The 26,611-nt window shown below is 72.2% G+C and carries 24 protein-coding genes, 2 tRNA genes and 1 pseudogene; 14 read left to right on the forward strand and 13 right to left on the reverse strand.

Annotated elements, in window-relative coordinates:
* Positions 1–108 precede the first annotated feature (108 nt).
* Positions 109–1,368, reverse strand: a complete 1,260-nt coding sequence (locus ACWEN3_RS07395; protein WP_452966859.1) for a M6 family metalloprotease domain-containing protein — start codon at positions 1,366–1,368, stop codon at positions 109–111.
* Between the two features lie 321 nt (positions 1,369–1,689).
* On the opposite strand from ACWEN3_RS07395, the gene ACWEN3_RS07400 reads away from it, so the two are divergent.
* Positions 1,690–3,495, forward strand: coding sequence for a putative bifunctional diguanylate cyclase/phosphodiesterase (locus ACWEN3_RS07400; protein WP_452966862.1), 1,806 nt, complete (start codon positions 1,690–1,692; stop codon positions 3,493–3,495).
* Between the two features lie 4 nt (positions 3,496–3,499).
* Here the strand turns inward: ACWEN3_RS07400 and ACWEN3_RS07405 are convergent, their stop codons facing one another.
* From ACWEN3_RS07405 to ACWEN3_RS07415, 3 genes are all read right to left on the reverse strand, one after another.
* Entirely contained in the window at positions 3,500–4,597 is a 1,098-nt protein-coding gene (locus tag ACWEN3_RS07405) for an LLM class flavin-dependent oxidoreductase (RefSeq protein ID WP_452966865.1), read from the reverse strand.
* Between the two features lie 86 nt (positions 4,598–4,683).
* Positions 4,684–5,415: a maleate cis-trans isomerase family protein gene (locus ACWEN3_RS07410; protein WP_452966868.1), complete on the reverse strand. Its 732-nt coding sequence runs from the start codon at positions 5,413–5,415 to the stop codon at positions 4,684–4,686.
* Positions 5,412–6,197, reverse strand: coding sequence for a maleate cis-trans isomerase family protein (locus ACWEN3_RS07415; protein ID WP_452966870.1), 786 nt, complete (start codon positions 6,195–6,197; stop codon positions 5,412–5,414). Before ACWEN3_RS07415 ends, ACWEN3_RS07410 begins: the two co-directional genes overlap by 4 nt.
* A gap of 127 nt (positions 6,198–6,324) precedes the next feature.
* Here ACWEN3_RS07415 and ACWEN3_RS07420 point away from each other — a divergent pair, with 127 nt between their 5' ends.
* Both ACWEN3_RS07420 and ACWEN3_RS07425 read left to right on the forward strand, forming a co-directional pair.
* On the forward strand, positions 6,325–7,275 hold the full coding sequence (locus ACWEN3_RS07420; protein ID WP_452966871.1) for a D-2-hydroxyacid dehydrogenase: 951 nt from the start codon (positions 6,325–6,327) through the stop codon (positions 7,273–7,275).
* A 15-nt stretch (positions 7,276–7,290) separates the two neighbouring features.
* A complete protein-coding gene (locus tag ACWEN3_RS07425; protein WP_452966873.1) occupies positions 7,291–8,679 on the forward strand; it encodes an amidase in 1,389 nt (462 codons plus the stop codon).
* Here ACWEN3_RS07425 and ACWEN3_RS07430 read toward each other — a convergent pair.
* The gene (locus tag ACWEN3_RS07430) at positions 8,660–9,154 is read right to left on the reverse strand and encodes a DUF3830 family protein (RefSeq protein ID WP_452966876.1); all 495 of its coding nucleotides are present in this window, start codon (positions 9,152–9,154) and stop codon (positions 8,660–8,662) included. The two genes, ACWEN3_RS07425 and ACWEN3_RS07430, sit on opposite strands and share 20 nt — an antisense overlap.
* A gap of 47 nt (positions 9,155–9,201) precedes the next feature.
* Here ACWEN3_RS07430 and ehuB point away from each other — a divergent pair, with 47 nt between their 5' ends.
* The 6 genes from ehuB to ACWEN3_RS07460 all read left to right on the forward strand — a co-directional run bounded on the left by ehuB (position 9,202) and on the right by ACWEN3_RS07460 (position 13,371).
* Complete coding sequence (gene ehuB / locus ACWEN3_RS07435) at positions 9,202–10,119, forward strand: ectoine/hydroxyectoine ABC transporter substrate-binding protein EhuB (protein WP_452966878.1); 918 nt, start codon at positions 9,202–9,204, stop codon at positions 10,117–10,119.
* Positions 10,116–10,835: an ectoine/hydroxyectoine ABC transporter permease subunit EhuC gene (gene ehuC, locus ACWEN3_RS07440; RefSeq protein ID WP_452966880.1), complete on the forward strand. Its 720-nt coding sequence runs from the start codon at positions 10,116–10,118 to the stop codon at positions 10,833–10,835. Before ehuB ends, ehuC begins: the two co-directional genes overlap by 4 nt.
* Positions 10,832–11,482, forward strand: a complete 651-nt coding sequence (gene ehuD / locus ACWEN3_RS07445; RefSeq protein WP_452966882.1) for an ectoine/hydroxyectoine ABC transporter permease subunit EhuD — start codon at positions 10,832–10,834, stop codon at positions 11,480–11,482. The genes ehuC and ehuD overlap by 4 nt, the downstream gene beginning before the upstream one ends.
* Positions 11,472–12,254, forward strand: coding sequence for an ectoine/hydroxyectoine ABC transporter ATP-binding protein EhuA (ehuA, locus tag ACWEN3_RS07450; protein ID WP_452966885.1), 783 nt, complete (start codon positions 11,472–11,474; stop codon positions 12,252–12,254). The genes ehuD and ehuA overlap by 11 nt, the downstream gene beginning before the upstream one ends.
* A 209-nt stretch (positions 12,255–12,463) precedes the next feature.
* Entirely contained in the window at positions 12,464–13,222 is a 759-nt protein-coding gene (locus ACWEN3_RS07455; protein ID WP_452966887.1) for an IclR family transcriptional regulator, read from the forward strand.
* 75 nt (positions 13,223–13,297) lie between these two features.
* Positions 13,298–13,371 (forward strand) — tRNA-Lys (locus tag ACWEN3_RS07460).
* Here the strand turns inward: ACWEN3_RS07460 and ACWEN3_RS07465 are convergent.
* Together ACWEN3_RS07465 and ACWEN3_RS07470 are read right to left on the reverse strand one after the other, a co-directional pair.
* A pseudogene (locus tag ACWEN3_RS07465) lies at positions 13,337–15,003 on the reverse strand (AMP-binding protein). The gene ACWEN3_RS07460 and the pseudogene ACWEN3_RS07465 overlap by 35 nt on opposite strands.
* Positions 15,004–15,043: 40 nt before the next feature.
* The gene (locus tag ACWEN3_RS07470; RefSeq protein ID WP_452966890.1) at positions 15,044–15,211 is read right to left on the reverse strand and encodes a hypothetical protein; all 168 of its coding nucleotides are present in this window, start codon (positions 15,209–15,211) and stop codon (positions 15,044–15,046) included.
* 113 nt (positions 15,212–15,324) lie between these two features.
* Between ACWEN3_RS07470 and ACWEN3_RS07475 the strand changes: the two genes are divergently transcribed.
* A complete protein-coding gene (locus ACWEN3_RS07475; RefSeq protein ID WP_452966892.1) occupies positions 15,325–15,447 on the forward strand; it encodes a hypothetical protein in 123 nt (40 codons plus the stop codon).
* 147 nt (positions 15,448–15,594) lie between these two features.
* Here ACWEN3_RS07475 and ACWEN3_RS07480 read toward each other — a convergent pair whose 3' ends face one another.
* From ACWEN3_RS07480 to ACWEN3_RS07490, 3 genes are all read right to left on the reverse strand, one after another.
* Positions 15,595–16,200 carry a lytic polysaccharide monooxygenase auxiliary activity family 9 protein gene (locus tag ACWEN3_RS07480; protein WP_452966894.1) on the reverse strand — a complete coding sequence of 202 codons (606 nt, stop codon included), beginning with the start codon at positions 16,198–16,200 and terminating at the stop codon, positions 15,595–15,597.
* Positions 16,201–16,331: 131 nt separating this feature from the next.
* Positions 16,332–17,465 (reverse strand): SPFH domain-containing protein, encoded by a 1,134-nt coding sequence (locus ACWEN3_RS07485; protein WP_452966897.1) that lies wholly within the window; start codon positions 17,463–17,465, stop codon positions 16,332–16,334.
* A gap of 62 nt (positions 17,466–17,527) precedes the next feature.
* A complete protein-coding gene (locus ACWEN3_RS07490) occupies positions 17,528–18,835 on the reverse strand; it encodes a peptidoglycan-binding protein (protein WP_452966899.1) in 1,308 nt (435 codons plus the stop codon).
* 186 nt (positions 18,836–19,021) lie between these two features.
* Here ACWEN3_RS07490 and ACWEN3_RS07495 point away from each other — a divergent pair.
* The 4 genes from ACWEN3_RS07495 (at position 19,022) to ACWEN3_RS07510 (ending at position 24,177) form a co-directional block, all read left to right on the forward strand.
* A tRNA-Lys gene (locus tag ACWEN3_RS07495) sits at positions 19,022–19,095 on the forward strand.
* 140 nt (positions 19,096–19,235) lie between these two features.
* Positions 19,236–19,958 (forward strand): FadR/GntR family transcriptional regulator, encoded by a 723-nt coding sequence (locus tag ACWEN3_RS07500; protein ID WP_452966902.1) that lies wholly within the window; start codon positions 19,236–19,238, stop codon positions 19,956–19,958.
* 314 nt (positions 19,959–20,272) lie between these two features.
* Entirely contained in the window at positions 20,273–22,246 is a 1,974-nt protein-coding gene (locus ACWEN3_RS07505; protein ID WP_452966903.1) for a glycosyltransferase family 2 protein, read from the forward strand.
* A complete protein-coding gene (locus tag ACWEN3_RS07510) occupies positions 22,243–24,177 on the forward strand; it encodes a galactose oxidase-like domain-containing protein (protein WP_452966906.1) in 1,935 nt (644 codons plus the stop codon). The genes ACWEN3_RS07505 and ACWEN3_RS07510 overlap by 4 nt, the downstream gene beginning before the upstream one ends.
* On the opposite strand, the gene ACWEN3_RS07515 is transcribed toward ACWEN3_RS07510, so the two are convergent.
* The 3 genes from ACWEN3_RS07515 to ACWEN3_RS07525 all read right to left on the reverse strand — a co-directional run bounded on the left by ACWEN3_RS07515 (position 24,178) and on the right by ACWEN3_RS07525 (position 26,546).
* Complete coding sequence (locus ACWEN3_RS07515) at positions 24,178–25,218, reverse strand: glycoside hydrolase family 6 protein (protein ID WP_452966908.1); 1,041 nt, start codon at positions 25,216–25,218, stop codon at positions 24,178–24,180.
* An 84-nt stretch (positions 25,219–25,302) separates the two neighbouring features.
* A complete protein-coding gene (locus ACWEN3_RS07520; protein ID WP_452966910.1) occupies positions 25,303–25,974 on the reverse strand; it encodes a class F sortase in 672 nt (223 codons plus the stop codon).
* A gap of 8 nt (positions 25,975–25,982) precedes the next feature.
* Positions 25,983–26,546, reverse strand: coding sequence for a hypothetical protein (locus ACWEN3_RS07525; protein WP_452966912.1), 564 nt, complete (start codon positions 26,544–26,546; stop codon positions 25,983–25,985).
* Positions 26,547–26,611 lie beyond the last annotated feature (65 nt).

Here is a 26,611-nt window from a genome sequence, read left to right on the forward strand (position 1 = left end):
CTCGCCATCGTTGTTTCAGCACGGATTCGCCGCGCGTGTGGGGGCTTCGCCACCCACGCCCCCCTCGGACCGGGCCGGTGGGCGTCGGCCGAGAGATCGGCCGAATGATCAGCCGGTCAGCCCGGGTGTGATCTTGACGTTCCACGCCCCCGACGCCGTGCGGTCCTCCACCTCCACCTTCACGCCCTCCCCGGGCACGGTGAAGCTCTCCCCCAGGGCGACCGGGGCGTCCGCGAGGGGCGGGTAGACCGAGTTCTCCCAGCAAGCCTCGGTGTGCGGGTGGGCGTCCACCACCTCGACCGGGCCGCCGCCGGACTCCGCGCCGCTGTGCACCCGGTAGACGAGGATGCCCTCCCGGCAGGTCGAGTGGTCGTTGCCGGCGGCACTGCGCGCCTCGAAGGCGAGGGCGCTGTCCGGACCCGTGCGGACCACGGCCAGCTTCACACCGTCGCCGAGACCGAACGCGGGCGCGCCGCCCGCGCCCTGCACCGGGACCCCGGGCCCGGCCTCGAGCGGCTCCAGGGTGAGGCGGGTCGGTCCGGCGCCGCGCACGCACTCCACCTGGCGCGGATCCAGCCAGCCGAGCCTCCACTTGTGCCAGGCGAACATGTCCGGGGCGAGCCCGAACTGGCTGCCCATCAGGTCCCAGTCGCCGACGTAGGTGTCCCACTCGCCCTTGCCGTCGACCGGGCGGTGGTAGAGGTCGGGCAGGTCGAAGACATGGCCGGTCTCGTGGGCGAGGACCAGCCGGTCGGGGGGGTGTTTCTCGAACACCGTGACGACCCGGCGCACGTCCGTGCCGTCCACGTGGATGGGGGTGTCCAGGTTGACGACCTTGGTGGCGTCCGAGTCCACACCGGGCGCGTCCGGGTCGGCGACGAGGTACACCACCTGGTAGCGCGAGAAGTCGACCTCCCTGTCGGCCACCGCGAACGCGTCGCGCAGATAGGCGGCCCGGTCCTCGGCGCTCCAGTCCCGCCGCATGGCGTACGCCGTCGAGGGGCGCGGCATCCGCAGCCAGTGCGTCAGCGGATGCGGGTGCAGCGTGAACTTCCCGTAGGAGGCCTGCTCGTAGAAGCGGCTGGTGGCGGGGAAGTGGTCGGCGGTCAGCTCGGCCGGCGTGGTGCGCGGGGTGGCGTCCGGGAAGGACAGGAACACCAGCACCGCGTCCAGCGGCCGGGTCGGACGGGTGTAGTCGGGCTTCCAGGTGTCCACGCCCTCGGAGTGGTGGGCCTCGGTCCGGTGCAGGGCGCACGGTGCCGTCGAGAAGGGCTCGGCGACCGACGGGCCGGAGAGGATCGAGGTCGCGGCGAGCGCCGACAGCGTGGTGCACACGGCGGCGGTGCTGCGCAGCATGGGCACGGACATGACCTCCGGACGCGTTTCGACGGACCCGCACCCAGGTTGCGGTAGTTTGATGCATCACGCCCTGTTTGTCTGCACCAGAAGGGTGAGCGCGTCCCACCCGTTCGCCGGCACGCCCCGGCGCCCGACACCCCGAAACACTCACGGAACGTCACAACTGGTCGAGGGCCTCAATAACCCGTCCAGGTGCGGGCAGAAACGATCTGTCAGAAACCGCGCCCGGTCCTGGACACTGGAGATTGGCTGGAAGGGCCCGGGGCCAGCCTCTATGATCGGCACACTTTCCGGCACGGACAGAGATCGAGTGCACTGCGGGAGCGAGCGGTGAGCGGAACGTCCGAAGGGCCGACGCCCGCGGCAGACCTCGACCGGTCAGCCGTCACAGACAGTGACCAAACCACCTACCACCGTGTCTTCGCGGCCGCACCGCTCTCCATGGCCGTGGTGGACCGCGAGGGACTCGTCGTCGACGCCAACGCCGCCTTCGGCGAGCTGCTCGGCACCGACCCCGACACCCTCACCGGCCGGGTCGCCGCCGACCTGGTCGACCTGGCCTCCGACGCCCGCACCTGGCACGCCTACCGCGAGGTGCTGCGCGGCCGGCAGGCGAGACTGCGCTGCACCCGCCGGCTGAAGCACCCCGACGGGCACTCGGTGTGGGCGCAGGTCACCGTGGCTCCGCTGACCGGCGGCGGCCCCGGCGTGCTGCTCTCGGTCACCGACATCGGCGCCCGCCGCGAACTCCAGGCGCGGCTGCGGCACTTGCAGATGCACGACCCGGTGACCCGGCTGCCCAACCGCACCCTGTTCTTCGAGCGCCTGACGGCCGCGCTGGAGGCGGAGTCGTACGAGCAGAGCGGCACCGGCCGGATCGGGCTGTGCTACCTGGACCTCGACGGCTTCAAGGCCGTCAACGACACCCTCGGCCACCGGATCGGCGACCGGCTCCTCGCCTCCGTCGCCGAACGCCTGACCAGGGTCGCCGACGAGGCCGGGTACGCCCGCGCCGTGACACCGCTGGTGGCCCGGCTCGGCGGCGACGAGTTCGCGCTGCTCGTGGAGGACTCCACCGGCACCGAACAGCTCGCCGATCTCGCCGAGTCGGCGCTCAGGGCCCTGGAGGAACCCTTCGACCTGGCCGGGCAGCGCCTGTCGCTGACCGCGTCCATCGGAGTCGTGGAGCGCCACGCGGCGGGCACGACCGCGACCGGCCTGATGCAGGCGGCGGACACGACCCTGTACTGGGCGAAGGCCGACGGCAAGGCCCGCTGGACCCTGTTCGACCCCGAGCGCAACGCGCACCGCATGACCCGCCAGGCCCTGTCCTCCACCCTGCGCCCCGCCATCGAGCGCGGCGAATTCGCCCTGGAGTACCAGCCGTTGGTCGGCATGGAGGACGGAAGGCTGTCCGGTGTCGAGGCGTTGGTCCGCTGGCATCATCCTCAGTTCGGCACGCTGACGCCGAATCGGTTCATCGGACTGGCCGAGGAGGACGGCTCGATCGTCCAGCTGGGCCGCTGGGCGCTCCTCACGGCCTGCCGGCAGGCCCGCCGCTGGCAGCTGGACCACCCCGGCGAGCCGCCGATCTTCGTCAGCGTGAACGTGGCCGTGCGCCAGGTGTGGGACTCCGACCTGGTCGCCGACGTGGCGTCGACCCTCGCCGAGACCGGACTGGCCCCGCATCTGCTCCAGTTGGAGCTGACCGAGTCCGCGGTGATGGGTTCGGCGGGCCGCCCGCTCCAGGCCCTGCAGGCGCTCAGCGACATGGGTGTGCGCATCGCCATCGACGACTTCGGCACCGGCTACTCGAACCTCGCCTATCTGAGCCGGCTGCCGGTGTCGGTGCTGAAGCTGGACGGCTCCTTCGTGCGCGGCTTCCAGTACGAGGAGGCGCCCAAGGGCGTTCCGCCGAACCCCGCCGACGAGGTCATCGTCGAGGCGATGATCCAGCTGGCCCACCGCCTGGGCCTGACGGTCACCGCCGAGTGCGTGGAGACCTCGGCCCAGGCCACCCGGCTGCGCCGGATCGGCTGCGACACCGGGCAGGGGTGGCTGTACTCCCGTCCGGTGCCGCCGGATCGTATCTCCGAGCTGCTGGGCGCGCAGACCTATGCGGCGGGCACGCCGTAGGGACCTACGCGGCCGGCAGCCCGTAGGCGTCCGCGATCAGTTCGTAGGAGCGCAGGCGCAGTTCGCCGCGGTGGGCGTGCGTGGTGATCATCAACTCGTCGGCGCCGGTGCGCTTGTGCAGGTCGTCCAGGCCGGAGCGGACCTCGTCGGCCGTGCCGTGCACGACGTTGGCCGTCCAGGAGGCGATGAACTCCTCCTCCATCGGCCCGAGTTCCTGCCGCTCGGCCTCCTCGGGGTCCGGGAAGAGACCGGGACGGCCGGTGCGCAGCCGGAGCATGTTCAGCCCCATCGCCCGGGTCTGCCGGCGGGCCTCCCGCTCCTCGTCCGTGGCGAGGGCGGAGACGCCGATGAGGGCGTACGGCTCGGCCAGCACCGCGGAGGGGCGGAAGGTCTGCCGGTACAGGTCGAGCGCCGGGATGGTGTTCTGCGCGGAGAAGTGGTGCGCGAAGGCGAACGGCAGGCCGAGCAGCCCGGCCAGGCGGGCGCTGAAGCCGGAGGAGCCGAGCAGCCAGACCGGCGGGCGGTGCGGGGACTGGACCCCGCCGGGCGTGGAGGCCTGCACCGGGCCCGGGATCGCGTGGATCCGCCGGTAGGGGTGCCCGTCGGGGAAGTCGTCGTCCAGGAAGCGGGTGAGTTCGGCGAGCTGCTCCGGGAAGTCGTCGGCGCCCTCGTTCAGGGTGTCGGTGCGGCGCAGGGCCGCGGCCGTGGCGCCGTCGGTGCCGGGGGCCCGGCCGAGGCCGAGGTCGATGCGGCCCGGCGCCATGGCCTCCAGGGTGCCGAACTGCTCGGCGATCACCAGCGGTGCGTGGTTGGGCAGCATGACGCCGCCCGAGCCGAGCCGGATCCGGTCGGTGTGGGCGGCGAGGTGGGCGAGGATCACGGCGGGCGAGGAGGAGGCGACGCCGGGCATGGAGTGGTGCTCGGCGACCCAGTACCGGTGGAAGCCCCGGGACTCCGTGAGCCGGGACAGCTCCACGCTGGTGCGCAGCGCGTCGGTGGCGGTCCGGCCCGCGCCGACGGTCACCAGGTCCAGTACGGAGAGGGGGGCGGGGGCGGTCCCGTGCGTCGTGCCCCGGATCTCGTCTGCCTCGTCTGCCGACACGGTGTGGGCCTCCTGTTTCGCGGCGTGAGCGGTCTGGCAGCCGTAACAGGAGGCAGTCCCCGTTTATTCCGTGAGCCTGACCGGGGTCAGACCTGCACGATCGGCTCCCGGGTGAAGAGCGTCCCGAGCGCGGGGGCGTTCACCCGCCGGTCCGCCAGCCGCAGCCCCTCCCAGACCGACACCTGGTTGGCCGTGAGGACCGGCTTGGACAGGGCCTTCTCCAGCAGCGCGACGTGCGCGGCCGTGTGCAGCGCGGTGTCCGGCAGGAGCACCGCGTCCGCGTCCGGCACGTCGGCCGCCCGGGCCAGGGTCAGCACGTCCTCCTCCCCCCACGTGCCGACCTCCGCGGCCGTGATGATCCCGGAGGAGCGCACCCCCGTCACCTCGAGCCCGCCGGCCCGCAGGAAGTCCGCGAACAGCGCGGCCACGTCCTCCGGGTAGGTGGCGCCGACGGCGACCCGGCGCAGCCCGAGCTCGCGGGCCGCGTGGACGAAGGCGAAGGAGGTCGAGGAGGCAGGCATCCCGGCCAGCCGGGCCAGCGTGCGCACCTGCTCCTGGGCGCCGTCCCAGCCGTGCACGAAGCCGCCGCTGGTGCACGCCCACACCACCGTCTCGGCGCCGGCCAGCCGGAGCCGCTCCATGCCCTCGCCGAGTCGCTCGGCGGAGCCCATCTCGCGCAGCGCGTCCACCCGGTGCGCGTCCTCGCCGATGTCGGTGTGGATCAGGTCCATCCGGATGTCGCTGCCCAGGAGCTGCTCGATGCGTGGATAGTCGTCCTCGGCGGAGTGGCCCGGGTAGAGGAATCCGAGTGCGGTCATGTCCAGCCTTCCTGCGTCTCTTCGGGCAGTACGGGCCGCTCCCGCGCGGCCTCGTCCAACAGCGCCTGATAGGGCCCCACGGCTCGGGTACCCAGTCGGCGCAGCGCCCCCCACATCGTGACCTGGTTGGCCGAGATGACGGGCATGCGCAGCTCGGCCTCCAGTTGGGGGATCACGTCGTACGTCGGGAGGTTGGTGCAGGAGATGAAGAGCGCGTCGGCGGCGCCGGGCCGGGTGGCCCGCCGGGCCATCCTGACCAGGTCCCGGTACGGCACCCGCCAGATGTGCCGGGTCAGGCCCATGAAGGCGCAGCCGGTGACCCGGACCCCGGCCTGGGCGACGTACTCCTCCAGCGCCCGGGTCACGGACACGGTGTACGGCGTGACCAGCGCGACCCGCCGGACGCCCAGCTCGGTCAGCGCCTCCAGCAGCGCCCCGGACGTGGTCACCGAGGGCAGGGCGCCGGCCCGGGTCATCGCCGCGCACATCGCCCGCTCCCCGGCGATCCCGCCGACGAAGCTGCCGGAGGTGCAGGCGTAGGCGACGACCTCGGGGGCCACGGCGGTCAGCGCGCGGACCGCCTCGCCGAGGGTCTCGTGCTCGCTGACCAGCCGGGCCAGGTCCAGGCTCACCTCGACCGGCACGAACGGGGTCCGGGTCAGATGCAGCGAGACCTCGTCGGGCACCCAGCGCCACAGCTCGCGGTCGAGGGCGAAGTCGAAGGGGGCCACCACGCCGACACCACGCTGGGGGCGAGGGCCACCGAGAAAGGAGACGTCCATGGCTGGCACCGGCCTCACGCTCGGAGACGAGTGGGCAACGGATCGCGAGTACGCCCGTGTTGACGAAGGTAGGTTCGGGTGCGAGCGTGGTCAATCCGCGCATGTCAGACGCCGGGAGCCGCCCCGTATGACGACCCTCCCCACCCTCCTCGTCCTGGACGCCGAGCCACCGCCGCGGCTCGGCCGGCTCACCGGGCGCGCCCGGATCGTGCACACGGACGCGGCGCGGCTGGCCGAGCGGCTGCCCACGGCGGACGCCCTGCTGGTGTGGGACTTCACCTCGCACGCGGTGCGCGAGGCCTGGCCGGGGCAGGGGCCGAGGCCGCGCTGGGTGCACACCGCGAGCGCGGGCGTGGACCATCTGATGTGCCCGGAGCTGGCCGCGTCCGACACGGTCGTCACCAACGCGCGCGGGATCTTCGACCAGCCGATCGCCGAGTACGTGGCGGCCCTGGTGCTGGCGGTCGCCAAGGATCTGCCGCGCACGCTGGGGTACCAGCGGGAGCACAGCTGGCGGCACCGGGAGAGCCGGCGGGTGGCGGGCACGCGGGCGTGCGTGGTCGGCTCGGGACCGATCGGCCGGGCGATCGTCCGCACCCTGAAGGCCCTCGGCGTGACGACGGCACTGGTGGGGCGGACGCCGCGGACCGGCATCCACGGTCCGGCGGACCTGGACCGGCTGATCTCCCGCGCGGACTGGGTGATCGCGGCGGCGCCGCTGACCGAGCAGACGCACCGCATGTTCGACACCCGCCGGTTCGGGGTGATGCAGCCCTCGGCGTTCTTCGTCAACGTCGGGCGCGGGCAGCTCGTCGACGAGGACGCGCTCGCCCACGCCCTCACCCGGCGCTGGATCGCGGGCGCCGCCCTCGACGTTTTCGCCACCGAGCCGCTCCCCGCGGACAGCCCGCTGTGGGACCTGCCGGGGCTGATCGTCTCCCCGCACATGAGCGGGGACACGGTCGGCTGGCGGGACGAACTGGGCGTGCAGTTCGTGGAGTTGTACGAGCGCTGGGCGGCGGGCAGGTCACTGCCGAACGTGGTCGACAAGAAGCGTGGTTACGTGCCCGGTCACTGACCCCTTGGAGGGTGCATGCAGCTCACCGACCTCACCGCCGGCCGGCTCCTCGCCGGTTACCGCAAGGGCGAGTTCAGCCCCGTGGAGGTGACCGAGCAGGCCCTGGAGCGGGCCCGCCGGAGCCAACCGGAGGTGAACGCGTTCGTGCGGCTGACCGAGGAGGACGCGCTCGCGCGGGCGCGGGAGTCGGCGGAGCGCTGGCGGCGCGGTGAGCCGGCCGGGCTGGTCGACGGGGTGCCGGTGTCGGTCAAGGACCTCCTGCTGCTGCGCGGCCATCCGACCCTGCGCGGTTCGAGGACGGTGTCCGAGCAGGGCGCCTGGGAGGAGGACGCGCCCTCGGTGGCCCGGCTGCGCGAGCACGGCGCGGTGTTCCTCGGCAAGACGACCACCCCCGAGTACGGCTGGAAGGGCGTCACGGACTCCCCGCTGACCGGCGTCACCCGCAACCCGCACGACCCCTCGCGCACCGCGGGCGGCTCCAGCGGCGGCAGCGCGGCTGCCGTGGCGCTCGGCGCGGGCCCGCTGTCGCTGGGCACGGACGGCGGCGGCAGCATCCGCATCCCGGCCGCGTTCTGCGGGATCTTCGGGCTGAAGCCGACGTACGGCAGGGTGCCGCTGTATCCGGCGAGCGCGTTCGGCACGCTGTCGCACGTCGGCCCGATGACCCGGGACGCGGCCGACGCGGCCCTGCTGATGGACGTCATCGCCGCGCCCGACGCCCGCGACTGGTCGGCGCTGCCGCCCGCGCCGGGCTCCTTCACCCAGGCGCTGGAGGGGGGCGTGCGGGGGCTGCGGGTGGCGTACTCGCCGTCGCTGGGCGGGCAGGTCGCGGTCCAGCCGGCCGTGGCGGCGGCCGTACGGCGGGCGGTCGCCGGGCTCGCCGGACTCGGCGCGTACGTCGAGGAGGCCGACCCCGACTTCAGCGAGCCGGTGGAGGCGTTCCACGTCCTGTGGTTCGCCGGCGCGGCCCGGCTCACCGAGCGGTTCTCCCCGCGCCGGCGGCAGTTGCTCGACCCCGGGCTGCGGGAGATCTGCGCCCAGGGCGCCCGCAGCGGCGCGCTGGACTACCTGGCCGCGGTGGACGTCCGCATGGATCTCGGGCGGCGCATGGGCCTGTTCCACCAGACGTTCGACCTGCTGGTCACGCCGACGCTGCCGCTGACGGCGTTCGAGGCGGGCGCGGAGGTGCCGAGGCGCTCCCCCTTCCGCCGCTGGACGGGGTGGACGCCGTTCACCTACCCGTTCAACCTCACCCAGCAGCCCGCCGCGACCGTCCCGGTGGGGACGGACGGGGACGGCCTGCCGGTGGGGATGCAGCTCGTCGCCGCCCGGCACCGGGACGATCTGGTGCTGCGGGCCGCGCACGCCCTGTACGAGGCGGGGCTCACGCCCGGCGGAAGCTGAGCGTCTCCCCCGCCGCCCCGGTCCGCCACAGGTCGTTGCAGGCCTCCGCCATCCCGTCGAGGCCGTCGACCACCTGGCCCCAGACGATGCCGGGGACCCAGCCGACGTCGCCGTTGAGCAGCAGGTTGTTGCGCTCGTAGAAGAGGGCCAGGTCGACGACGGTGGTGCCGGGGCGGACCGCGCGGTCGTAGCCGTAGGCCTTCGTGCCCAACTCCGTTCCGGCGAACGAGAAGTAACAGAGATCGCCGGGAATCGGGGTGACCGTCGGGTTCTCCAGTGGGGGTTCGGTGTCGGTGAAGGGCGGGAAGAGGGCGTAGATCTCGTTGCGCGCGTACTTGGCGTGGTACACGTCGCCGCTCAGCGGCAGCGCTTCCCACACAGCGGCGCAGGTCAGGGGCGCGCGCTCGTCGAGCAGCCGGGCCACACAGCGCACGTCCCGCTTGTCGAGGGAGACGGTGACGAATCGATCTGCCATGAGATCCAGGGTGCATACGCGGCGTGCGCTTGGGTAGCCGCGCCGCCATGGCTCCACCACTTGGGAACGACGTACACACATTCCGGTCGGAACACAGACCCGGTCGCCGCTCCGTGCTCGCGGGCATCGCGGCGCTCGGCGCGCTGGGGGCCGCGGGCTGCACGCGGGTGGCGGCGGCGTCGGGCGTGCCCGGCGGCGACCTGCTCGACCGGCTCCGCGCACAGGGTGTCGTACGGCTCGGGATCGCCGGCGAGATCCCCTTCGGGTACATCGACACGGACGGCCATCTCACGGGCGAGGCGCCCGAGCTGGCGAAAGTGATCTTCAAACGGCTCGGGGTGGACCGGGTCCAGCCGGTGCCGACGGAGTTCGGCTCGCTGATCCCCGGGCTGAACTCGCAGCAGTTCGATGTCGTGGCGGCCGGGATGTACGTCAATCCGGAGCGCTGCCAGCAGGTGATCTTCGCCGATCCGGACTACCAGATGCTGGACTCGTTCATCGTCCGCAAGGGAAACCCGATGGGGTTGCACTCCTACAAGGACGTCGTCGCGAAGAAGGCGAAGTTCGCGACCGGCACCGGGTACGCCGAGATCCAGTACGCGGTGGAGGCCGGCTACAAGCAGGGCGACATCCTGATCGTCCCGGACCAGGTCGCCGGGCTGAACGCCGTCGAGGCCGGGCGGGTCGACGTGTTCGCCGGTACGGCGCTCACCACCCGCGAGGTGGTGAAGAAGTCGGGCAAGACGGAGGCCACCAAGCCCTTCGCACCGCTGGTCAAGGGCAAACCGCACGTCGACGGCGGGGCGTTCGCGTTCCGGCCGACGGAGACGAGGCTGCGGGACGCCTTCAACGTCGAGCTGCGCAAGCTGAAGCGGAGCGGCGAACTCTTCCGGATCCTGCGGCCGTTCGGCTTCAGCAAGGCCGAGATGACCGACCTGACCGCGAAGGAGCTGTGCGGCGGATGACCTCGGGGCTGTGGGACCTGGTACTGAAAGGCGTCTGGACCACCGTCCAGCTGCTGGTGTTCAGCGCGCTGCTGGCCGCCGCGGTGTCCTTCGTCGTCGGCGTCGCGCGCACCCACCGGCGGTGGATCGTGCGCTTCGTGGCCGGCTTCTACACCGAGGTGTTCCGCGGCACCTCGGCGCTGGTGATGATCTTCTGGGTGTTCTTCGTGCTGCCGGTCGCCTTCGGCTGGCAGCTGGTGCCGCTGTGGGCGGGCACGCTGGCGCTCGGGCTGACGTACGGCGCGTACGGCTCGGAGATCGTGCGCGGCGCGCTGAACGCGGTCGACCCGGCGCAGCAGGAGGGCGGTATCGCGCTCAGCTTCACCCCGGCGCAGCGGCTGCGGCTGATCCTGCTGCCGCAGGCGGTGCCGGAGATGATCCCCTCCTTCTGCAACCTGCTGATCGAGCTGCTCAAGGGCACCGCGCTGGTGTCGGTCATGGGCATGGGCGATCTGACGTTCAGCGCCAACCTGGTGCGCCTCGCGCTCCAGCAGAGCGCCGAGATCTACACGTACGTGCTGCTGATCTACTTCGCGATCGCCTTCGTGCTCACCCGGCTGATGCGCTCCCTGGAGAAGCGGCTGAAGGCCGGGGTCGGCAAGGACGCCGGGACGTTCTCGGCTTCGCGTGAGCTGAAGCGCGCGGAGACGACCGGAGTGGGGGGTCGGGTCGCATGAAGTGGGACTGGAACGCCGTGAGCGACTTCATGCCGGACTTCTGGCGGGGTCTGCTCGTCACCCTGGAGGCCGTGGCGCTCGGTTCGCTGCTGTCCTTCAGCCTCGGCCTGGTGTGGACGCTGCTGATGCGGACGCCGAGCCGGTGGGTGCGCTGGCCGGTCGGGGTGGTCACGGAGTTCGTGCGCAACACCCCGCTGCTGGTGCAGCTGTTCTTCCTGTTCTATGTGCTGCCCGAGTGGGGCCTGACCTTCTCCGCGCTGGCGACGGGCGTCTTCGCGATCGGCCTGCACTACTCGACGTACACCATGCAGGTCTACCGGGCCGGTATCGAGGCGGTGCCCGCCGGCCAGTGGGAGGCGGCGACCGCGCTGAACCTGCCGCGGCGGCGGACCTGGACCGCGGTGATCCTGCCGCAGGCAGTCCGCCGGGTGGTGCCGGCCCTCGGCAACTACGTGATCTCCATGCTCAAGGACACGCCGATGCTGATGGTGATCACCGTGCTGGAGATGCTCGGGCAGGCGCGGCTCTTCTCCCAGGAGCACTTCCAGTTCACCGAGCCGCTCACCGTGATCGGCGTGGCCTTCATCCTCATCTCCTATCTGGCCTCCCTTGTCCTGCGAGCCCTGGAGCGACGCCTTGTCCGTTGAGACCCGTACCGAGCCGGCCGCCACGGCGGCCCAGCCGACCGATCTGATCCGCCTGGAGGGGGTCACCAAGCGCTTCGGTGAGAACACCGTGCTCGACCGGCTGGACTTCTCCGTCCAGTCCGGCAAGCACGTGACGCTCATCGGCCCCTCCGGCTCCGGCAAGACCACGATCCTCCGGCTGCTGATGACCCTGACCAAACCGGACGAGGGCACGATCACCGTCGACGGGGAGCCCCTGTTCCCCGCGCCGGAGAAGCAGGTCCGGGAGGTCCGCAAGAAGATCGGGATGGTGTTCCAGCAGTTCAACCTGTTCCCGAACATGTCCGTGCTGCGGAACATCACCGAGGCGCCGGTGCAGGTGCTCGGCATGTCCAAGGACGAGGCCGAGGCGCGGGCGCGGGAGCTGCTGGAGATGGTGGGCCTCGCCGACAAGTGCGACGCGCGCCCGACGCAGCTGTCCGGCGGGCAGCAGCAGCGGGTGGCGATCGCGCGGGCGCTGGCGATGCGGCCGCGGGTGCTGCTGCTGGACGAGGTGACCTCCGCGCTCGACCCGGAGCTGGTCGCGGGCGTGCTCGACCTCCTCAGGGAGATCGCACGCAGCACGGACATCACGATGCTGTGCGTGACCCACGAGATGGGTTTCGCCCGGGACATCTCCGACCAGGTACTGATGTTCGACTCGGGTCGGGTCATCGAGTCGGGCCCGCCGGAGAAGATCTTCAGCGAACCGGAAGAGGATCGTACGCGGGAATTCCTCAGCGCGGTCCTGTGACTACGGGGCGTGAGTAAGGGATCGGCCGAGGTCCAGCCCCTGGGTCCTGACTCTGGCATATGCCAGAGGGTCTTCGTCGCAGTTGGGAGCGAGGGGGCGCGAAGCGCAATCTTGTCAACGCCCTCTCCCCAACCGCTCTTTGCCCGTTATCGTGGAACCGCCCCACCAACCGGATCTACGGCCCAGTAAGCGAGCGCAGGGGGACAACCGTGGCGCTGATGCACGAGCCGACCGCTCCGTACCACTCCGCGCAGGACGCGCTGCGCGTGCTGGAGACCTTGGCCCGCCACTCCGCCGGCGTCACCGACACCGAGCTCGCCCGGCACACCGGTCTCGAGCCCGAGCGGCTCACCGCCCTGCTGCGCATGCTGCGCCGGGAGGGCTATGTGGAGCAGATCGCCGACGGGGCGTACGTCACCGGCGAGACCCTGCGCCGCCTGACCTCGGCCCACGACCGCGAGCGGGCCCTGCGCGAGAAGCTCCAGCACACCCTGGACGAGCTGCGCGACTCGGTCGGCGCGGCCGTCTACATCAGCCGGTACGTCGACGGCGAGGTCCGGGTCACCCAGTACGCCGCCGGGCCCGGCACCCCGGCGGTCAACGAGTGGGTGGACTTCCGCTACTCCGCCCATGCCACCGCCGTGGGCAAGAGCCTGCTGACCCAGCTGGACCACAACGCGCGCCGCGACCATCTCTCCCGGCACAAGATGGCCCGCCTCACCTCGCGCACCATCACCAGCGACAAGCTGCTGCTCTCCCGTCTGGAGTCCCAGCCGCCGACGGTGCCGGTGCTCGACCTCCAGGAGTACGCGGTGGGCACGGTCTGCGCGGCCGTCCCGATCACCGCGGGCTCCTCGGTGGGCTGCCTGGCGCTCTCGCTCCCGGTGGAGCACGCGCACCGGCTGAAGCGGGCCGCGGAGACCCTGAACCGCAGCGCGGCGCCGGTGCTGCTCTCGCTCACCCTCTAGGTGGTCACGAGCACCCCCGGGACCAGGTAGTATTTTCTTCGTCGCCGGCCGCGAAGAGCGGACGGCGGGAGTCATGCGCCGCTAGCTCAGTTGGTTAGAGCAGCTGACTCTTAATCAGCGGGTCCGGGGTTCGAGTCCCTGGCGGCGCACGGTCCTGAAGGGTCCTTCGCGAGAGCGAGGGGCCCTTCGGCGTCTTCCGGGGCGAGTCTGCGGTACGGCCTCTCCCCCGGCGGCCGCCACCACACCGGGTCGGCGCACCGCACCCCCTCGCGTCGCAGCAGCGCCCGGTGGATCTTGTTGGTGGCGGTCACCGGCATCCGCTCCACCACCCGCACGAACCGGGGGGCCATCTTCGTCCCGAGGTCCGGCTGCGCCTCCAGGAAGACCACGAAACCCTCGGGATCGAAGTTCCCGGCGATCGTCGCCATCACCTGGTCCCCGGTCACCGGGTCCGGCACCCCGTACACGGCGACGGCGGCCGCGCCCTCGTACCGGGCGACGATGTCCTCGATCATCGCGGCGGCCAGGTTCTCCCCGTCGACGCGGATGCGGTCCTCGGTACGGCCCGCGAAGTACAGATATCCGTCCGCGTCCCGGTAGAAGAGGTCACCGGTCCAGTACGCCCCGTCCCGGCGCCGCTCGGCCTCCGCGGCCGGGTTGCGCCAGTAGCCCTCGAAGGGGCTGGGCCCCCGGTTCACCAGCTCGCCGATCGCCCGCTCCCCGTTGCGCAGCCGCCCGGCGGTGTCCAGGACGGCCGGCGGGCACTCCCGCCCGGTGGCGGGGTCGAGCACCACCAGTCCGGGCCGCGCCGGACCCACCGCCCCCCTCGGCGTGCCCGGCTCCCACTGGATCGCCGCCCCGCCCTCGGAGGAGCCGTACCCCTCCACCAGGCGCACCCCGAAGCGCCGCTCGAAGGCCGCCGCGTCCACCGCGCCCGCCTCGGTGCCGAAGCCGGTGCGCAGCGGGTTGTCACGGTCGTCGGGCCGGGCCCCGGTGGCGAGGACGTACTGGATCGCCCGCCCGACGTAGGTGAAGTAGGTCGCCCGGTAGCGGCGCACGTCGTCCAGGAACCCGGACGCCGAGAACCGCCGCCGCAGGGCCGCCCCGGCCCCGGCGACCAGCGCCGGGGCCCAGTCGGCGATCACCGCGTTGCCGTGGAACATCGGCATGCAGACGTAGTGCACGTCGTCCGGGCGCACCCCGAACTGCCGGACCAGGGCGTCCCCGGCCGCCGCCAGCCTGCCCTGGGAGCAGATCGCGGCCTTGGGGGCGCCGGTGGAGCCGGAGGTGAAGTAGAGCAGCATCCGGTCGGTGGGCGCGGCCCGGGACGGATCGGGCTCGGCGCCCGCGTACGGCGCGAGGAGGGCGCGGTAGTCCGGGGTGTCCGTGACCAGGAGCCGCACCCCGGGCAGGTCGAGCCCGGCCAGCAGGGGCAGGTGCGCCCGCTCGGTGACCAGGACCGGGCACTCGGTGTGCAGGATGTCCCGGGCCAGCTCGGGACCCCGGCGGGTGGGGTTGATCCCGGCGACGGCCGCCCCGGCGAGCGCGGCGGCGCCGAGCCACAGCGGGAACTCCTCGGTGTTGTCGAGGAGCACCCCGAGGTGCGCCACGGCACCGGCCGGCAGCAGGTCGCCGAGCAGCGCCGCGCGGGCGGCGGCGCCCGCGGCCACCGCGTGATGGGTCAGCACCCGGTCCTCGCACCACAGCCCGGGCCGGTGGTCGCCCCACCGGGCCGCCACCAGCTCGGCGACCGTACGCGTCGTGGACTCCTTGGACTCCATGGACACGCACGGTAGGTGACGGAGCGTCAGATGAGGAGGGCTACGGCATGAACTGGTCCGCGGCGGAGAAGAACGAGTGGACGCCGATCATGAAGGCGACGCAGCCGGCGAGGAAGGCGCCGAGGAACACCAGCACGCAGCCCGTGCCCACCGCGAGCGTCCCCTGCGCCGGGGGCTTGGCGGTGGCCTTCTCCGGGCGGTCGGCCACGTAGTGCACGGTGACGATGTCGCCCTGGACGACCGTGGCGGGGCCACCCCCCCTCCTCGAACCGGACGGCCCGGCCCTCGCGCGTCGTGAACTCGTAGACGTGGTGCAGCGTCGTGTGCACCGGACTCTCCCCGCCGCCGCTGGTCGTGGTGTACGCGTTCAGGCAGCGCGCCTCGGCCGTGAGCCCGCTCCGCCAGGCCCTGCTGACCTCGCGGGAGTGGCTCAGCACCTTGTAGGCGGCGAACAGCACTCCCGCGATCATGATCGACGGCACTGTGTACAGGAAGGCTTCCATGGGTCCCCCGGTGGTCGGTGCGCCGCTCCGACGGATCGGCGTGGCGGGAACTTACCCCCGCCGGGGACCGGATTTGCTCAAGCGTGGCTCAGAACGTGACGTCCGAGCAGGCGTAGAACGCGTTGCCGGTGTCGGCGATCGTCCACACCGCGAGGATGACGTGGTGCCCGCTCAGCCCGGCCGGCAGGGTGCCGCTGTGGGAGAGCGTCTGCGGCGGGCGCTGCCCGTTGTAGGGCACCGTCAGGAACGGGGTGAGGTCGAGGTCCGAGCGGGACAGCGGGTGGTTCTGGTTCCAGCCCTGCCGGGTGACGTAGTACCGGAAGTCCGTCGTGGCGTGCATGGCGGTGAACTGCCAGCGGAAGGTGTACGGCTGACCGCCCGTCACCTTCGTGGTGGGCCAGGCGCCGCCGGACGGGGCGGTCGGCGAGCTGAGCTGGGCGAACCGGCTCAGGCCGCCGTCGCACAGCCGGCCGTCCGCGGGTCCGGCGGCCGGGAAGCCCTTGGGGCCCTCGACGCTCTGCGGCTCGTACTGGATGTCACCGCAGTTCGTCACCGTGCCGTTGGCGCAGAGCTTCTGCCTGCTGATGGGGAGGTCGGTGTAGCCGTGCCCGCTGGCACCGCCGGTGGAGAGCGCGAACGCTCCGGCGGTGACCAGACCCAGCACGACTGCGGACAACTTGGTCTTGGTGCGCATGCTGCCGCTCCTGGAGAACGTGGGGAGTTCACTGAGCTGTGCAGAGGGTAGGTCTAGACCAAGTCTCAGATTATTGCCGCCACTTGAGCATGTCCATACCAATCACGGAACGGCCCCGCGGACCGCATGCCCTACGCCGGCTCCGCCCGCCCGGAGCAGAACGCCACCGTCAGGTCCCGCACCAGCACCTTGCGCTCGTAGTCGTCCAGTTCGACCAGGCCGCGCATGGTCAGCCGGGTCACCGTGTCCTCCACCGAGTCCACCACCGAGCTGAGCATGCCGGCCCGCTCGCGGGCGTCCAGCGCCGCGATCCGGCGCCGCTGCATCGCGGCCGCGATCTCCGGGGCGTACTCGACCTGGAGCGGCTGCACCGAGAACACCTCCAGGCCGACCGGCGCGGTCTCCGCCGCCACCAGCCGGGTCAGCGCGTCCCCGGCCGCCGTCGCCCCGCCCCCCGCACCGCCCGCCGGCTCCACCGGCACCCGGGCCAGCGCCGCCTCCACGCACTCGCTCAGATACGTCTCGTGGTCCTCGATGCCGAGCACCGCCCGCGCGGTGTCCCGCACCCGCCACACCACCAGCACCACCACCCGCAGCGCCATCCCGCCCGGGTCCGTCGCGGGCATCGCCCGGCTGCGCCAGTGCCGCAGCCGCACATCGACGCGGCGGCGGCGCAGCAGCGGATTGACCCAGAGCAGCCCGGTGCGCCGGACCGTCCCCCGGTAGCGGCCGAACATGCCGACCACCCAGGCCCCTCCGGTCCGCCCCCGCGCCAGCCCGCCGAAGCCGGCCACGCCGAGCGCCCCGGCCCCGGCGTACGCCGCCCACTGCGCCGGACCCAGGCCCGCGCCCGCGTACGCCGGCAGGCCCAGCGCCCGCGCCGCCAGCGGGGGCAGCACCCCGGCCCACCACGAGGCGGCCAGGCAGCCGCCGGCCCCGCAGATCCCCGCGAGCACGCCGGCCGGCCCCGGCAGCACCCGCGCCGGGCGCTCCACCAGCTCCGGGTCGACCAGGGGCAGCGGCCGTCTGCGCACCGGCGCCGGTCGCCGCACCCGGGGCTGCTCGCCGGTGCCCTGCCGGCGCCCCACCACGGCGGGCCGCAGCGGCACCGTCACCGGATCGGGATCGTCACGGAAGAGCAGATGGACCGGGATCTCGGTGGTCACCTCGTTCTGGATCAGCCGGGCCGGACGGACGCCCGGGACCACGGCGCCCTCCGGTTGCCCCTCGGATTCGGACGGTGTGTGTGAGGTGGTCGTACTCATGCGTGCCTCCAGCCTCCGCGCCAGATGCGTCATGAACGGATGGGATCGGTTGTGCGGGGCCGCTACCCGAACAGGCGGCGCCAGGTCTCCGGGCCCGGGTAGCCGTCGACCGCGCCGCCCCGCCAGCCCTGGGCGCGCTGGAAGGCCTCCACCGCCCTGCGGTCCGCCTCGCCCCAGTGCGGACCTGGGCCGTGGGCGTAGAACCGGCCGAAGCCCTTCTTCACCAGCTGGATCCCCAGCCGGGTGATGTAGTCGTTGACCTGCCCCGGACGGAAGAGGTTCCGGCCGGGATAGCCGGGCACCCCGTGCGAGGCGGGGCCGCCCGGGCCCGGTGCGATGCCCTTGCCCTTCCCCGTGACGAGCAGTGCCCAGGTGCGCGGGCCGGGCAGCCCGTCGGCTTCGACGCCGGTCCAGCCCTGGGCCAGCTGGAACGCCCGGGTGGCCCGCCGGTCCGCCTCGCCCCAGACCGGACCGGGCCCCTTCGGGTAGTACGCGCCGGCGCCCCGGGCCACCAGCAGCCGGCCGAGCCGGGTGACGTAGGCGTTGTGCGCGCCGGGGCCGAAGGAGGCCGCGCCCGGGTAGGCCGCCTCGGCCTTGTCGCCGGCCGGTTCCGCGCCCGACGCACCGGCGGTGAGGCCTTTGGCGAGGCCCTTGTAGCGGTAGGGGACGTACTTGTCGGCGTGGCTCCAGTAGGGGTACGGCGTGGTCTGGCTGCGGGCGTGGGGGGGCGTCTGCTCGTAGACCGTGTAGTAGGTGTGCGTGTAGTCCGTCCAGCCGCCGAAGATCACCACATGGGAGCCGCTCTCGGGGTTGCCGGCGTTGTGGTAGAGCAGGATGTCGCCGGGCTGCAGGTCCCCCTTCTTGATCTTCACGCCGAACTGGTTGAGGCTGCCCGTCCACTCGTTGCTCCCGAGGTTCCAGGCCATGGAGACATAGCCCGAACAGTCCTGCCGGTAGCCGTCGGACCAGTAGGCGCTCATGCTGTACGGCACCTTCGCGGCCACCCAGGTCTTGGCCCGTTTGATGATGGCGGTCCGGGTGGTGGCGGGGGTGGTGACGGTGCCGGGCTTCGCCGGTTCGGGTCCGCCGGCCGCGCCGTGCAGCGGGGACCTGGCGCCCTGGGGAGTGGCGGGCTCGTCGTCCCCGGGGACGGCCTGGCGGTACGGCGCGTGGCCGGCGGTGACGGCGGCCGCCGGGGTGACCGCGCCGAGGGCGGCGGACGCGGCGGCGGCGACCACGACCCCGCGGACCACGGCGTGACGGCCGAGGCGGCCGGGCAGCGGGCGGGGGCTCGACCGCCGCCGGTGGACGCAGCCGGGGCAGTCGCAGTCGCTCGCGGGATCGAATTCCTCGAACACCGGAGCGGTCATGCGATCCGCCTCACATTCGTGGGTGTTTTGTCCGCTTGTGTGCACGCTGATCAGTTTCCCAACTGGTCTCAGAACCCGCACTTTGACGGTCCGAATGATGTACGCGGCCCCCGGGGCGCCCTCCGCGCCGCTCCGGGTTGGTCCGAAGCACCCTTCGAGGTCAGGTAGAGTTCTGTCTGTCAGCAGGCGCCGCTAGCTCAGTTGGTTAGAGCAGCTGACTCTTAATCAGCGGGTCCGGGGTTCGAGTCCCTGGCGGCGCACGATGACGATGGCGAGCCATTTCCGCGGAAGACGCGGATCCGGCTCGCCATCTCTGTTTCCCGCGCGGTCGAGCCGCGGCGAACCGGTACCCCGAAGCGGAACCGGGCCGTCCGCCCGAATGGCCGGATACCCTCTGGCCATGGCAGCCCGGGACCTTCAGGAGCGGATCAAGAAGCTGATCGTGGACCGGCGGCTGCCCTCCGGGGCCCCGCTGCCGACCGAGCCCGAGCTGATGGAGTTCCTCGGAGCCAGCCGGAACTCGGTGCGGGAGGCGCTGAAGGCGCTCCAGGCGATGGGCATCGTGGAGATCCGGCACGGCTTCGGCACCTACGTCGGCTCCATGTCGTTCGCACCGATGATCGAGGGTCTGGCCTTCCGGACCGTCGCCGGCCACCGCCGCGGCGAGGACTCCCTGCTCCAGCTGCTGGAACTGCGCGAGGCCGTGGAGACCGGGCTGGTGTCCCGGCTGGCCGGACGGCTGCCGGAGGCGGAGCTGGCCGAACTGGACGCGCTCGTGGACCGCATGGAACAGCAGGCCGCGCACGGCGCCGGCCTCGCCGAGACCGACCGCGCGTTTCACGCCACCCTCTACCGGGGGCTGGACAACGTACTGCTGAGCGAGGTGCTGGAGGCGTTCTGGGACGCCTTCCACCGGGTGCAGCGGGACCTGGTGGACCTGCCGCAGGACCCCCGGGTCACCTGCCGCCAACACCGGGAGATCCTGGACGCCGTCCGGTCCGGGGATCCCCTGCGGGCGGAAGAGGCCATAAGAGACCACTTCGGCAACATCCGCGGCCGCCTCTCCGGCACCGGCGCACCGGAACCGCCGGAACCCCACACGCGCCACAATGAACCGGTTTGAGCCGTAAACACGGTGTGCCCCGTCTTGTGATCATGACGAGCAGCGTAGAACCCTTGGTTGTCCGAGCTGCCGCCGTTTGGCGGGAGTTGGGGGGAAGCAAGCGGTTGCGCACCGGCGGGGAGAGGGGCCCGGCCAAGAACCGACGCCGAGGCGGGCGTCCATGCAACCGCTCGTCCGCCGTCCCGTGTCCACATAAATGGGGAAGACATGGGAACCGCGATCCACCGCTGATCCGCCCGTGCGGGCCGAGGGGAACCGGCTGGGCGGGAAGGACCGACGAAACACGCGTTGACCTGCGTGTGGGGGGATGACTCATGACGTCGACGCCGCCGGGTGCCGGACCGAGCCACACTCACGACGACCCGTCACAGACCACACGGCTCAGAGCGGCCGGCCACCGGACGGCCCAGTTCCACCGGATGCGGAAGAGCCTGCCGAGATACGACTACGAGCACTACAGCCGGCTCGCGGGCCCGCTCACCCAGCCCGACCCGACCGAGCCGTACCGGGTGCGGTACCGGTCGCTGCTGTCCCAGGAGCCGCACCGCGTCCGCGCCGCGCTGATGCTGGGCGCGGCCCCCCTGCTCTCCCTGGTCCTTCTGTTCTGGCTGCTGCGGCCGGAGCACTGGACCGAACGCGACCACCCGGCCCACGCCTTCATCCCGGCGCTCGACACCGTCATGCTCGTCTCGATCGGCCTGATCGAGTTCTTCCGCTGCATGAACGTGCTGTCCAACGCGCATGCCACGCTCGTCGCCCGCGACCCCGTCCCGGTGGTCCCCGAGACCGGCACCCGAGTCGCCTTCGTCACCACCTACGTGCCCGGCAAGGAGCCGCTGGAGATGGTGACGAGGACCCTGGAGGCGGCGGTGCGGCTGCGCCACCGGGGGCTGCTGCACGTGTGGCTGCTGGACGAGGGCGACGACCCGGCCGTCAAGGAGGTCTGTGCCCGGCTCGGCGTGCACCACTTCTCCCGCAAGGGCGTCGCGAGATGGAACCGGGCCGAGGGGCCGCACCGCGCCAGGACCAAGCACGGCAACTACAACGCCTGGCTGGAGGCGCACGGCGACGGTTACGACTTCTTCGCCTCCGTCGACACCGACCATGTGCCGCTGCCCAACTACCTGGAGCGGAAGCTCGGTTACTTCCGCGATCCGGACGTCGGCTTCGTCATCGGCCCGCAGGTGTACGGCAACTACGACACCTTCGTCACCAAGGCCGCCGAGTCCCAGCAGTTCCTCTTCCACGCCCTGATCCAGCGCGCCGGCAACCGCTACGGCGCCCCCATGTTCGTCGGCACCTCGAACGCCGTACGGATCAGGGCGATCCGGCAGATCGGCGGGCTGTACGACTCCATCACCGAGGACATGGCGACGGGCTTCGAGATGCACCGCGCCCGGAACCCGGCGACGGGCCGGAAGTGGAAGTCGGTCTACACCCCGGACGTGCTCGCGGTCGGCGAGGGACCCAACTCCTGGACGGACTTCTTCACCCAGCAGCTGCGCTGGTCCCGGGGCACCTACGAGACGATCCTCAAGCAGTACTGGAAGGGCTTCTTCTCGCTGCCGCCGGGCAGGCTCTTCAACTACACGATGATGATCGTCTTCTATCCGATGTCCGCCCTCAACTGGATCCTCGCGGCCCTGAGCTGCGCGCTGTTCCTGGGCGTGGGCGCCTCGGGCGTGAACATCGACCCCACCGTGTGGCTGATGCTGTACGGCAACGCCTCCGCGCTCCAGATCGGCCTCTACGTCTGGAACCGGCGGCACAACGTCTCCCCGCACGAGCCGGAGGGCTCCGGCGGGATCGCCGGCATGGTGATGTCGGCGCTGTCGGCGCCGGTCTACGCCCGGTCGCTGATGGACGCGGTGCTGCGCCGCAGGAGCGGGTTCGTGGTGACGCCCAAGGGCGAGTCGGCGAGCCCCGACACGCTGTTCGGGACGTTCCGGATCCACTGGTTCTTCATCCTGGTCTTCGCCGGCTCACTGGCCGCCGGCTTCGTGCTCGGGCACTCCCACCCCGCGATGATCACCTGGGCGTCCCTCGCCCTGCTGATCACCGCCTCCCCGATCCTCGCCTGGCGGTACACGCTCCGGCAGGAGAGGCGGAAGCGGTCGGCCGCGCCGGCCGAACCGGAGGACGCCGTGCCCGCGGGGTACGCGGCCCACGCGCCGCACGTCCCGCAGCAGCGGCCCACCTGGGCGGCCGCCGCGCGCGGGGGCCCGGCGGGGGACGGCGAACAGACCATGCGGATCGCGCTCGGCGGACTCGGGGGGCGTAAGGAATGAGGGAGCAGGCCGGCCGCCGCCGGGTGCGCCGACTCGCGATCGGCACGGCGGTGGTACTCGCGCTGGCCGGGGCGAACGGGCCGTGGCTGTACCGCTTCGGGACCGAGCGGTACCACCAGTACAAGATCAACAGACCGGAGTACAAGGCCGCGAACGGCCACTGGGACATCATCGAGTTCCCGCCGCGGTACCGCCAGGACACCATCCACGCGGCGCTGCTGCACACCGGCAAGGTGCTGCTGATCGCGGGCTCGGGCAACAACCAGGAGAACTTCGACAGGAAGAGGTTCGACACCCGGATCTGGGACCCGGTCAAGGGCACGATCAAGAAGGTCCCCACGCCCAACGACCTGTTCTGCACCGGGCACACCCAGCTCGCCGACGGCAACCTGCTCATCGCGGGCGGCACCAAGCGGTACGAGAAGCTCAAGGGCGACGTCACCAAGGCCGGCGGCCTGATGATCGTCCACAACGAGAACCCGGACAGGCCGATCACGCTGCCCGCGGGCACGACGTTCACCGGCAGGACCAACGGCAGGACGTTCGTCTCCAAGGACCCGGTCCTCGTGCCGAGGGCGACGAAGAACTTCGACCGGAGCGGCAGGTTCACGGGCAACACCCCGGGCCTGGGCCGCATCTACGTCGAGGCGCGGCGAAGCGGCACCCGGTACGAGACCGGCACCCAGGACAACTACCGGATCCAGGGCCTGACCGGGGCCGACGCCCGCAACACCTACGGCATCGCGCAGAAGCTCGCCCTCGACAAGAAGGACTTCCAGGGCATCCGCGACGCCTACGAGTTCGATCCGGTCGCCGAGCGGTACATCAGGCTCGACCCGATGAACGAGGCCCGCTGGTACCCGACGCTCACCACGCTGTCGGACGGCAGGATCCTCAGCGTCTCCGGGCTCGACGACATCGGCCAGCTGGTGCCGGGCAAGAACGAGGTCTTCGACCCGGGGACCGGGAAGTGGACGTACACGAAGAAGATCCGGCAGTTCCCCACGTATCCGGCGCTGTTCCTGATGCAGAACGGGAAGATCTTCTACTCGGGTTCGAACGCGGGATACGGCCCGGACGACGTCGGCCGGGACCCCGGCGTCTGGGACGTCGACACCAACCGGTTCACCAGACTGCCCGGGCTGAGCGACCCGGACATGATGGAGACGTCCGGGACGGTGCTGCTGCCTCCGGCGCAGGACGAGAGGTTCATGGTGATCGGCGGTGGCGGCGTCGGCGAGTCGAAGCTGGCGAGCAGGAGGACACGGCTGATCGACCTGAAGGACCGGAGCCCCAGGTTCGTCGACGGGCCCGAACTGGAGAAGGGCACCCGGTATCCGCAGTCCTCGATCCTGCCCGACGACACCGTGCTGGTGTCCGGCGGCTCGCAGGACTACCGGGGGCGCGGCGACTCCGACATCCTCCAGGCCCGGCTCTACCACCCCGACAGCAACAGCTTCACCGAGGTCGCCGACCCGCTGGTGGGCCGCAACTACCACTCCGGGTCGATCCTGCTGCCGGACGGGCGCGTGATGTTCTTCGGCTCCGACTCGCTGTACGGGGACCGGGCGAACACCAAGCCGGGCAGGTTCGAGCAGCGCATCGAGATCTACACGCCTCCCTATCTGTACCGGGGCTCCCGGCCGGCGCTCGGCGGGGGGCCGCGGACGATCGCCCGGGGCGCCTCGGGGACGTTCAGCTCCCCACAGGCGTCGAGCATCAGGAAGGTGCGGCTGATCCGGCCGAGCGCCTCCACGCATGTGACGGACGTGGACCAGCGGTCGATCGCCCTGGACTTCAGGACGTCCGGCGACCGGATCACGGTGACGATGCCGAAGAACCGGAACCTGGTGGAGTCCGGCTGGTACATGCTGTTCGTGGACGACGACCAGGGGACGCCGTCCACGGGCCAGTGGGTGAGGGTGCCGTAGTCACCCGCTGTTCCGGGCAAGGGCGAGCGCGTAACTCGCCCACCAGTCCCCGGCCTTCGGGCCGCCCTTGCAGGTTCCGTCGGACTCCCCCGGGCGCTTGACCCACAGGTAGGCGTCCACCAGGGGGTCCGCGGTCCTCGTCGTCGGGGCCTCGCCCAGGGCCCGGCCCGGTGGGTTGCACCAGCGCTGGGCCGGGTCGCCCTGGGTGTAGGGGCCGTTGCCGTTCCGGCTGGTGTCGACGACGAAGTGCTTGCCGCCCACCTTGGCCGAGAGCTGTTTGCCGTAGGCGATGGAGTCCTGGGTGGAGTAGAAGTTGGAGACGTTGACGGAGAAGCCGTCGGCCCGGTCGACGCCGGCCTGCCGCAGGGGCTGGAAGATCTCGTCGGGGTGGCCCCAGCCCGCGTTGCCCGCGTCCAGGTAGACCTTGGTGTTCGGCAGGGACTTGAGCCTGGCGACCGCGCCCTTGAGGAGGTCGTAGCGCTCCTCGTGGAACCGGGCCGGGGTGCAGCCGTCGACGAGGTGGAGCACGGCGTCGGGTTCCACGACCACGATGGCGCGGCGGTCCCCGACGCCCCGGGCCACGGCGTCGATCCAGGCCCGGTAGGCGTCGCCGTCGGCGGCGCCGCCCTGGGAGTACTGGCCGCAGTCGCGGTGCGGGATGTCGTAGAGGACGAGCAGGGCCGTACGGTCGGAGCGCTCGGCGGCCTCGGTGAAGCCGCGGGCCTCCTGCTCCGGGTTCTCGGGGCCGATCCACTCCCCCACCGGCTGTTCGGCGATCTTCCGGATCTGCGCGGCCTCGGACGTCCTGCCGGACTTCGCGTAGGCGGCGAGCCGGCGGGCCGCGGTGCCGTCGGGGTTGACCCAGAACGGGTCGGCGGCCTTGGGCCGCTGGGTGATCGCGGCCCCCGCGTCCGCCGCGTCCCCGTTCTTGTCCCCGCCCGCGGAGGAGCAGCCGGCGAGCAGCAGCGCCGCACCCAGCACCGCCCCCGTCGCCCGGGCCCGCGCGGACGCGGCGGACCGGGCCCCCCTGATGTCGTACATGCGATTCCCCCCTGGGCGCACGGGTCAGGTGCCGGTGCCAATCCTGGCATATCCACCCTGTCCGTCACGAGGTCGCGCGGGAGCTCAGCCGGTGCTCGCGGTGAGGTACGCCGAGACCACCACGTTCGCCGTGTAGCTGCCGCTGGTGCGGTCGAAGGCGCCGCCGCAGGTGATGAGCCGGAGCTCGGCCCGGCCGGGCTCGCGGGTTCCGTAGGCCTGGCGGGCGTCGAAGCCGGCGCGGGGCAGGACGCGGACGTCGTCGACGGTGAACTCGGCGACCTTGCCGTCCGAGCGGACCACCCGGACCGTGGCGCCCGGGGCGAGGGTGCTGAGCCCGTAGAAGACGGCGGGCCGGGTCAGGGTGTCGACGTGGCCCACCATCAGTGCCGTTCCGCCGGCGCCGGGCTTGGCGCCGGCGCCGTACCAGCCGACCACTCCCGCCTGGTCGAAGGGGGGCGGGTCGACGGCTCCCCGGGCGTCGAGACCGCGGGCCACCACCGGCGCCCGGACCCCGAGCCGCGGGATGTCGAGGCGCTGGGGCAGCGCGTCCGGCAGTGGCTTCGCCGGGCGCGGCAGCCGGGCCGGGGCGGTGGGGCGGCCGGCGGCGAACAGGTCGCCCGTGTCGGGTGCGCCCGTGGCGTGGGAGGCGCCGGTCACGCCCCGCCCCCACAGCCACAGCCCGAGCAGCAGCAGCGCCCAGGCCAGGCCGGTGACGAGCCGCCCGCTGCCGGGGGCGCGTTCGCGGTCGTCGGTCATCGTGGGCGTCAGCGCCGGCGGCTGCGGCGGGCCCGGAGCCCGACGGCGACCGCGGCGACGGCGGCGAGCCCCAGGCCGGCCACCGCCTGGACGGTGCCGGGGCCGGATCCGCTGGTGGCCACCGTGGCGAAGTGCGCGGTACCGCCGCCGCCCGCGTCGACCGGGGCGACGGGTGTGGCGGAGGCCGCGCCCGGCCGGTCGAGCAGGCCGAGTCCCTGCCCCGTCCCGCTGCCCGTGGTCCGGCTCACGACCGTGAGGGTGCCGTTGATCACGTAGTCGCCGCAGGAGACCCGCACGTCGTAGGCGCCCGGCCGTACGGAGGAGCCGACCCGGGTCTGGCCGGTCAGCGCGCCCTGGCCGCCGGTCAGGCGGGCGTCGGAGACGAAGGCGCGCGAGACGGCGGTGCCCTGCTTCCCGGTGCAGCCGCTGACCCGCAGGGACACGTCGGTACCCGGCGCCGGGGCGGCGGGTGCCACGGAGAGCGAGCCGCCGTTTTCGGCCGCCTGGACCGCCGGTCCGCACGCGGCGACGACCAGGAGACTGCTGCAGAGAGTGAGGCGTAGTGAGCCCATCGTGAACCTCCAGACACCAGGAGGTTCCCCCGTCCGGGGCGTCCCCGCATCCTCGGGGGCCGCCC

It is taken from the genome of Streptomyces sp. NPDC004561, assembly GCF_053602155.1.

What these genes read in the sequence shown, in the direction of transcription:
- ACWEN3_RS07525 (WP_452966912.1), bottom strand. Translation starts at nt 26,546, where the DNA reads ATGGGCTCACTACGCCTCACTCTCTGCAGCAGTCTCCTGGTCGTCGCC.
- ACWEN3_RS07395 (WP_452966859.1), bottom strand. Translation starts at nt 1,368, where the DNA reads ATGTCCGTGCCCATGCTGCGCAGCACCGCCGCCGTGTGCACCACGCTG.
- ACWEN3_RS07415 (WP_452966870.1), bottom strand. Translation starts at nt 6,197, where the DNA reads ATGGACGTCTCCTTTCTCGGTGGCCCTCGCCCCCAGCGTGGTGTCGGC.
- ACWEN3_RS07510 (WP_452966906.1), top strand. Translation starts at nt 22,243, where the DNA reads ATGAGGGAGCAGGCCGGCCGCCGCCGGGTGCGCCGACTCGCGATCGGC.
- ehuC (WP_452966880.1), top strand. Translation starts at nt 10,116, where the DNA reads ATGACCTCGGGGCTGTGGGACCTGGTACTGAAAGGCGTCTGGACCACC.
- ACWEN3_RS07410 (WP_452966868.1), bottom strand. Translation starts at nt 5,415, where the DNA reads ATGACCGCACTCGGATTCCTCTACCCGGGCCACTCCGCCGAGGACGAC.
- ehuB (WP_452966878.1), top strand. Translation starts at nt 9,202, where the DNA reads ATGGCTCCACCACTTGGGAACGACGTACACACATTCCGGTCGGAACAC.
- ACWEN3_RS07420 (WP_452966871.1), top strand. Translation starts at nt 6,325, where the DNA reads ATGACGACCCTCCCCACCCTCCTCGTCCTGGACGCCGAGCCACCGCCG.
- ACWEN3_RS07515 (WP_452966908.1), bottom strand. Translation starts at nt 25,218, where the DNA reads ATGTACGACATCAGGGGGGCCCGGTCCGCCGCGTCCGCGCGGGCCCGG.
- ACWEN3_RS07490 (WP_452966899.1), bottom strand. Translation starts at nt 18,835, where the DNA reads ATGACCGCTCCGGTGTTCGAGGAATTCGATCCCGCGAGCGACTGCGAC.
- ehuD (WP_452966882.1), top strand. Translation starts at nt 10,832, where the DNA reads ATGAAGTGGGACTGGAACGCCGTGAGCGACTTCATGCCGGACTTCTGG.
- ACWEN3_RS07485 (WP_452966897.1), bottom strand. Translation starts at nt 17,465, where the DNA reads ATGAGTACGACCACCTCACACACACCGTCCGAATCCGAGGGGCAACCG.
- ACWEN3_RS07520 (WP_452966910.1), bottom strand. Translation starts at nt 25,974, where the DNA reads ATGACCGACGACCGCGAACGCGCCCCCGGCAGCGGGCGGCTCGTCACC.
- ACWEN3_RS07500 (WP_452966902.1), top strand. Translation starts at nt 19,236, where the DNA reads ATGGCAGCCCGGGACCTTCAGGAGCGGATCAAGAAGCTGATCGTGGAC.
- ACWEN3_RS07480 (WP_452966894.1), bottom strand. Translation starts at nt 16,200, where the DNA reads ATGCGCACCAAGACCAAGTTGTCCGCAGTCGTGCTGGGTCTGGTCACC.
- ACWEN3_RS07425 (WP_452966873.1), top strand. Translation starts at nt 7,291, where the DNA reads ATGCAGCTCACCGACCTCACCGCCGGCCGGCTCCTCGCCGGTTACCGC.
- ACWEN3_RS07505 (WP_452966903.1), top strand. Translation starts at nt 20,273, where the DNA reads ATGACGTCGACGCCGCCGGGTGCCGGACCGAGCCACACTCACGACGAC.
- ACWEN3_RS07430 (WP_452966876.1), bottom strand. Translation starts at nt 9,154, where the DNA reads ATGGCAGATCGATTCGTCACCGTCTCCCTCGACAAGCGGGACGTGCGC.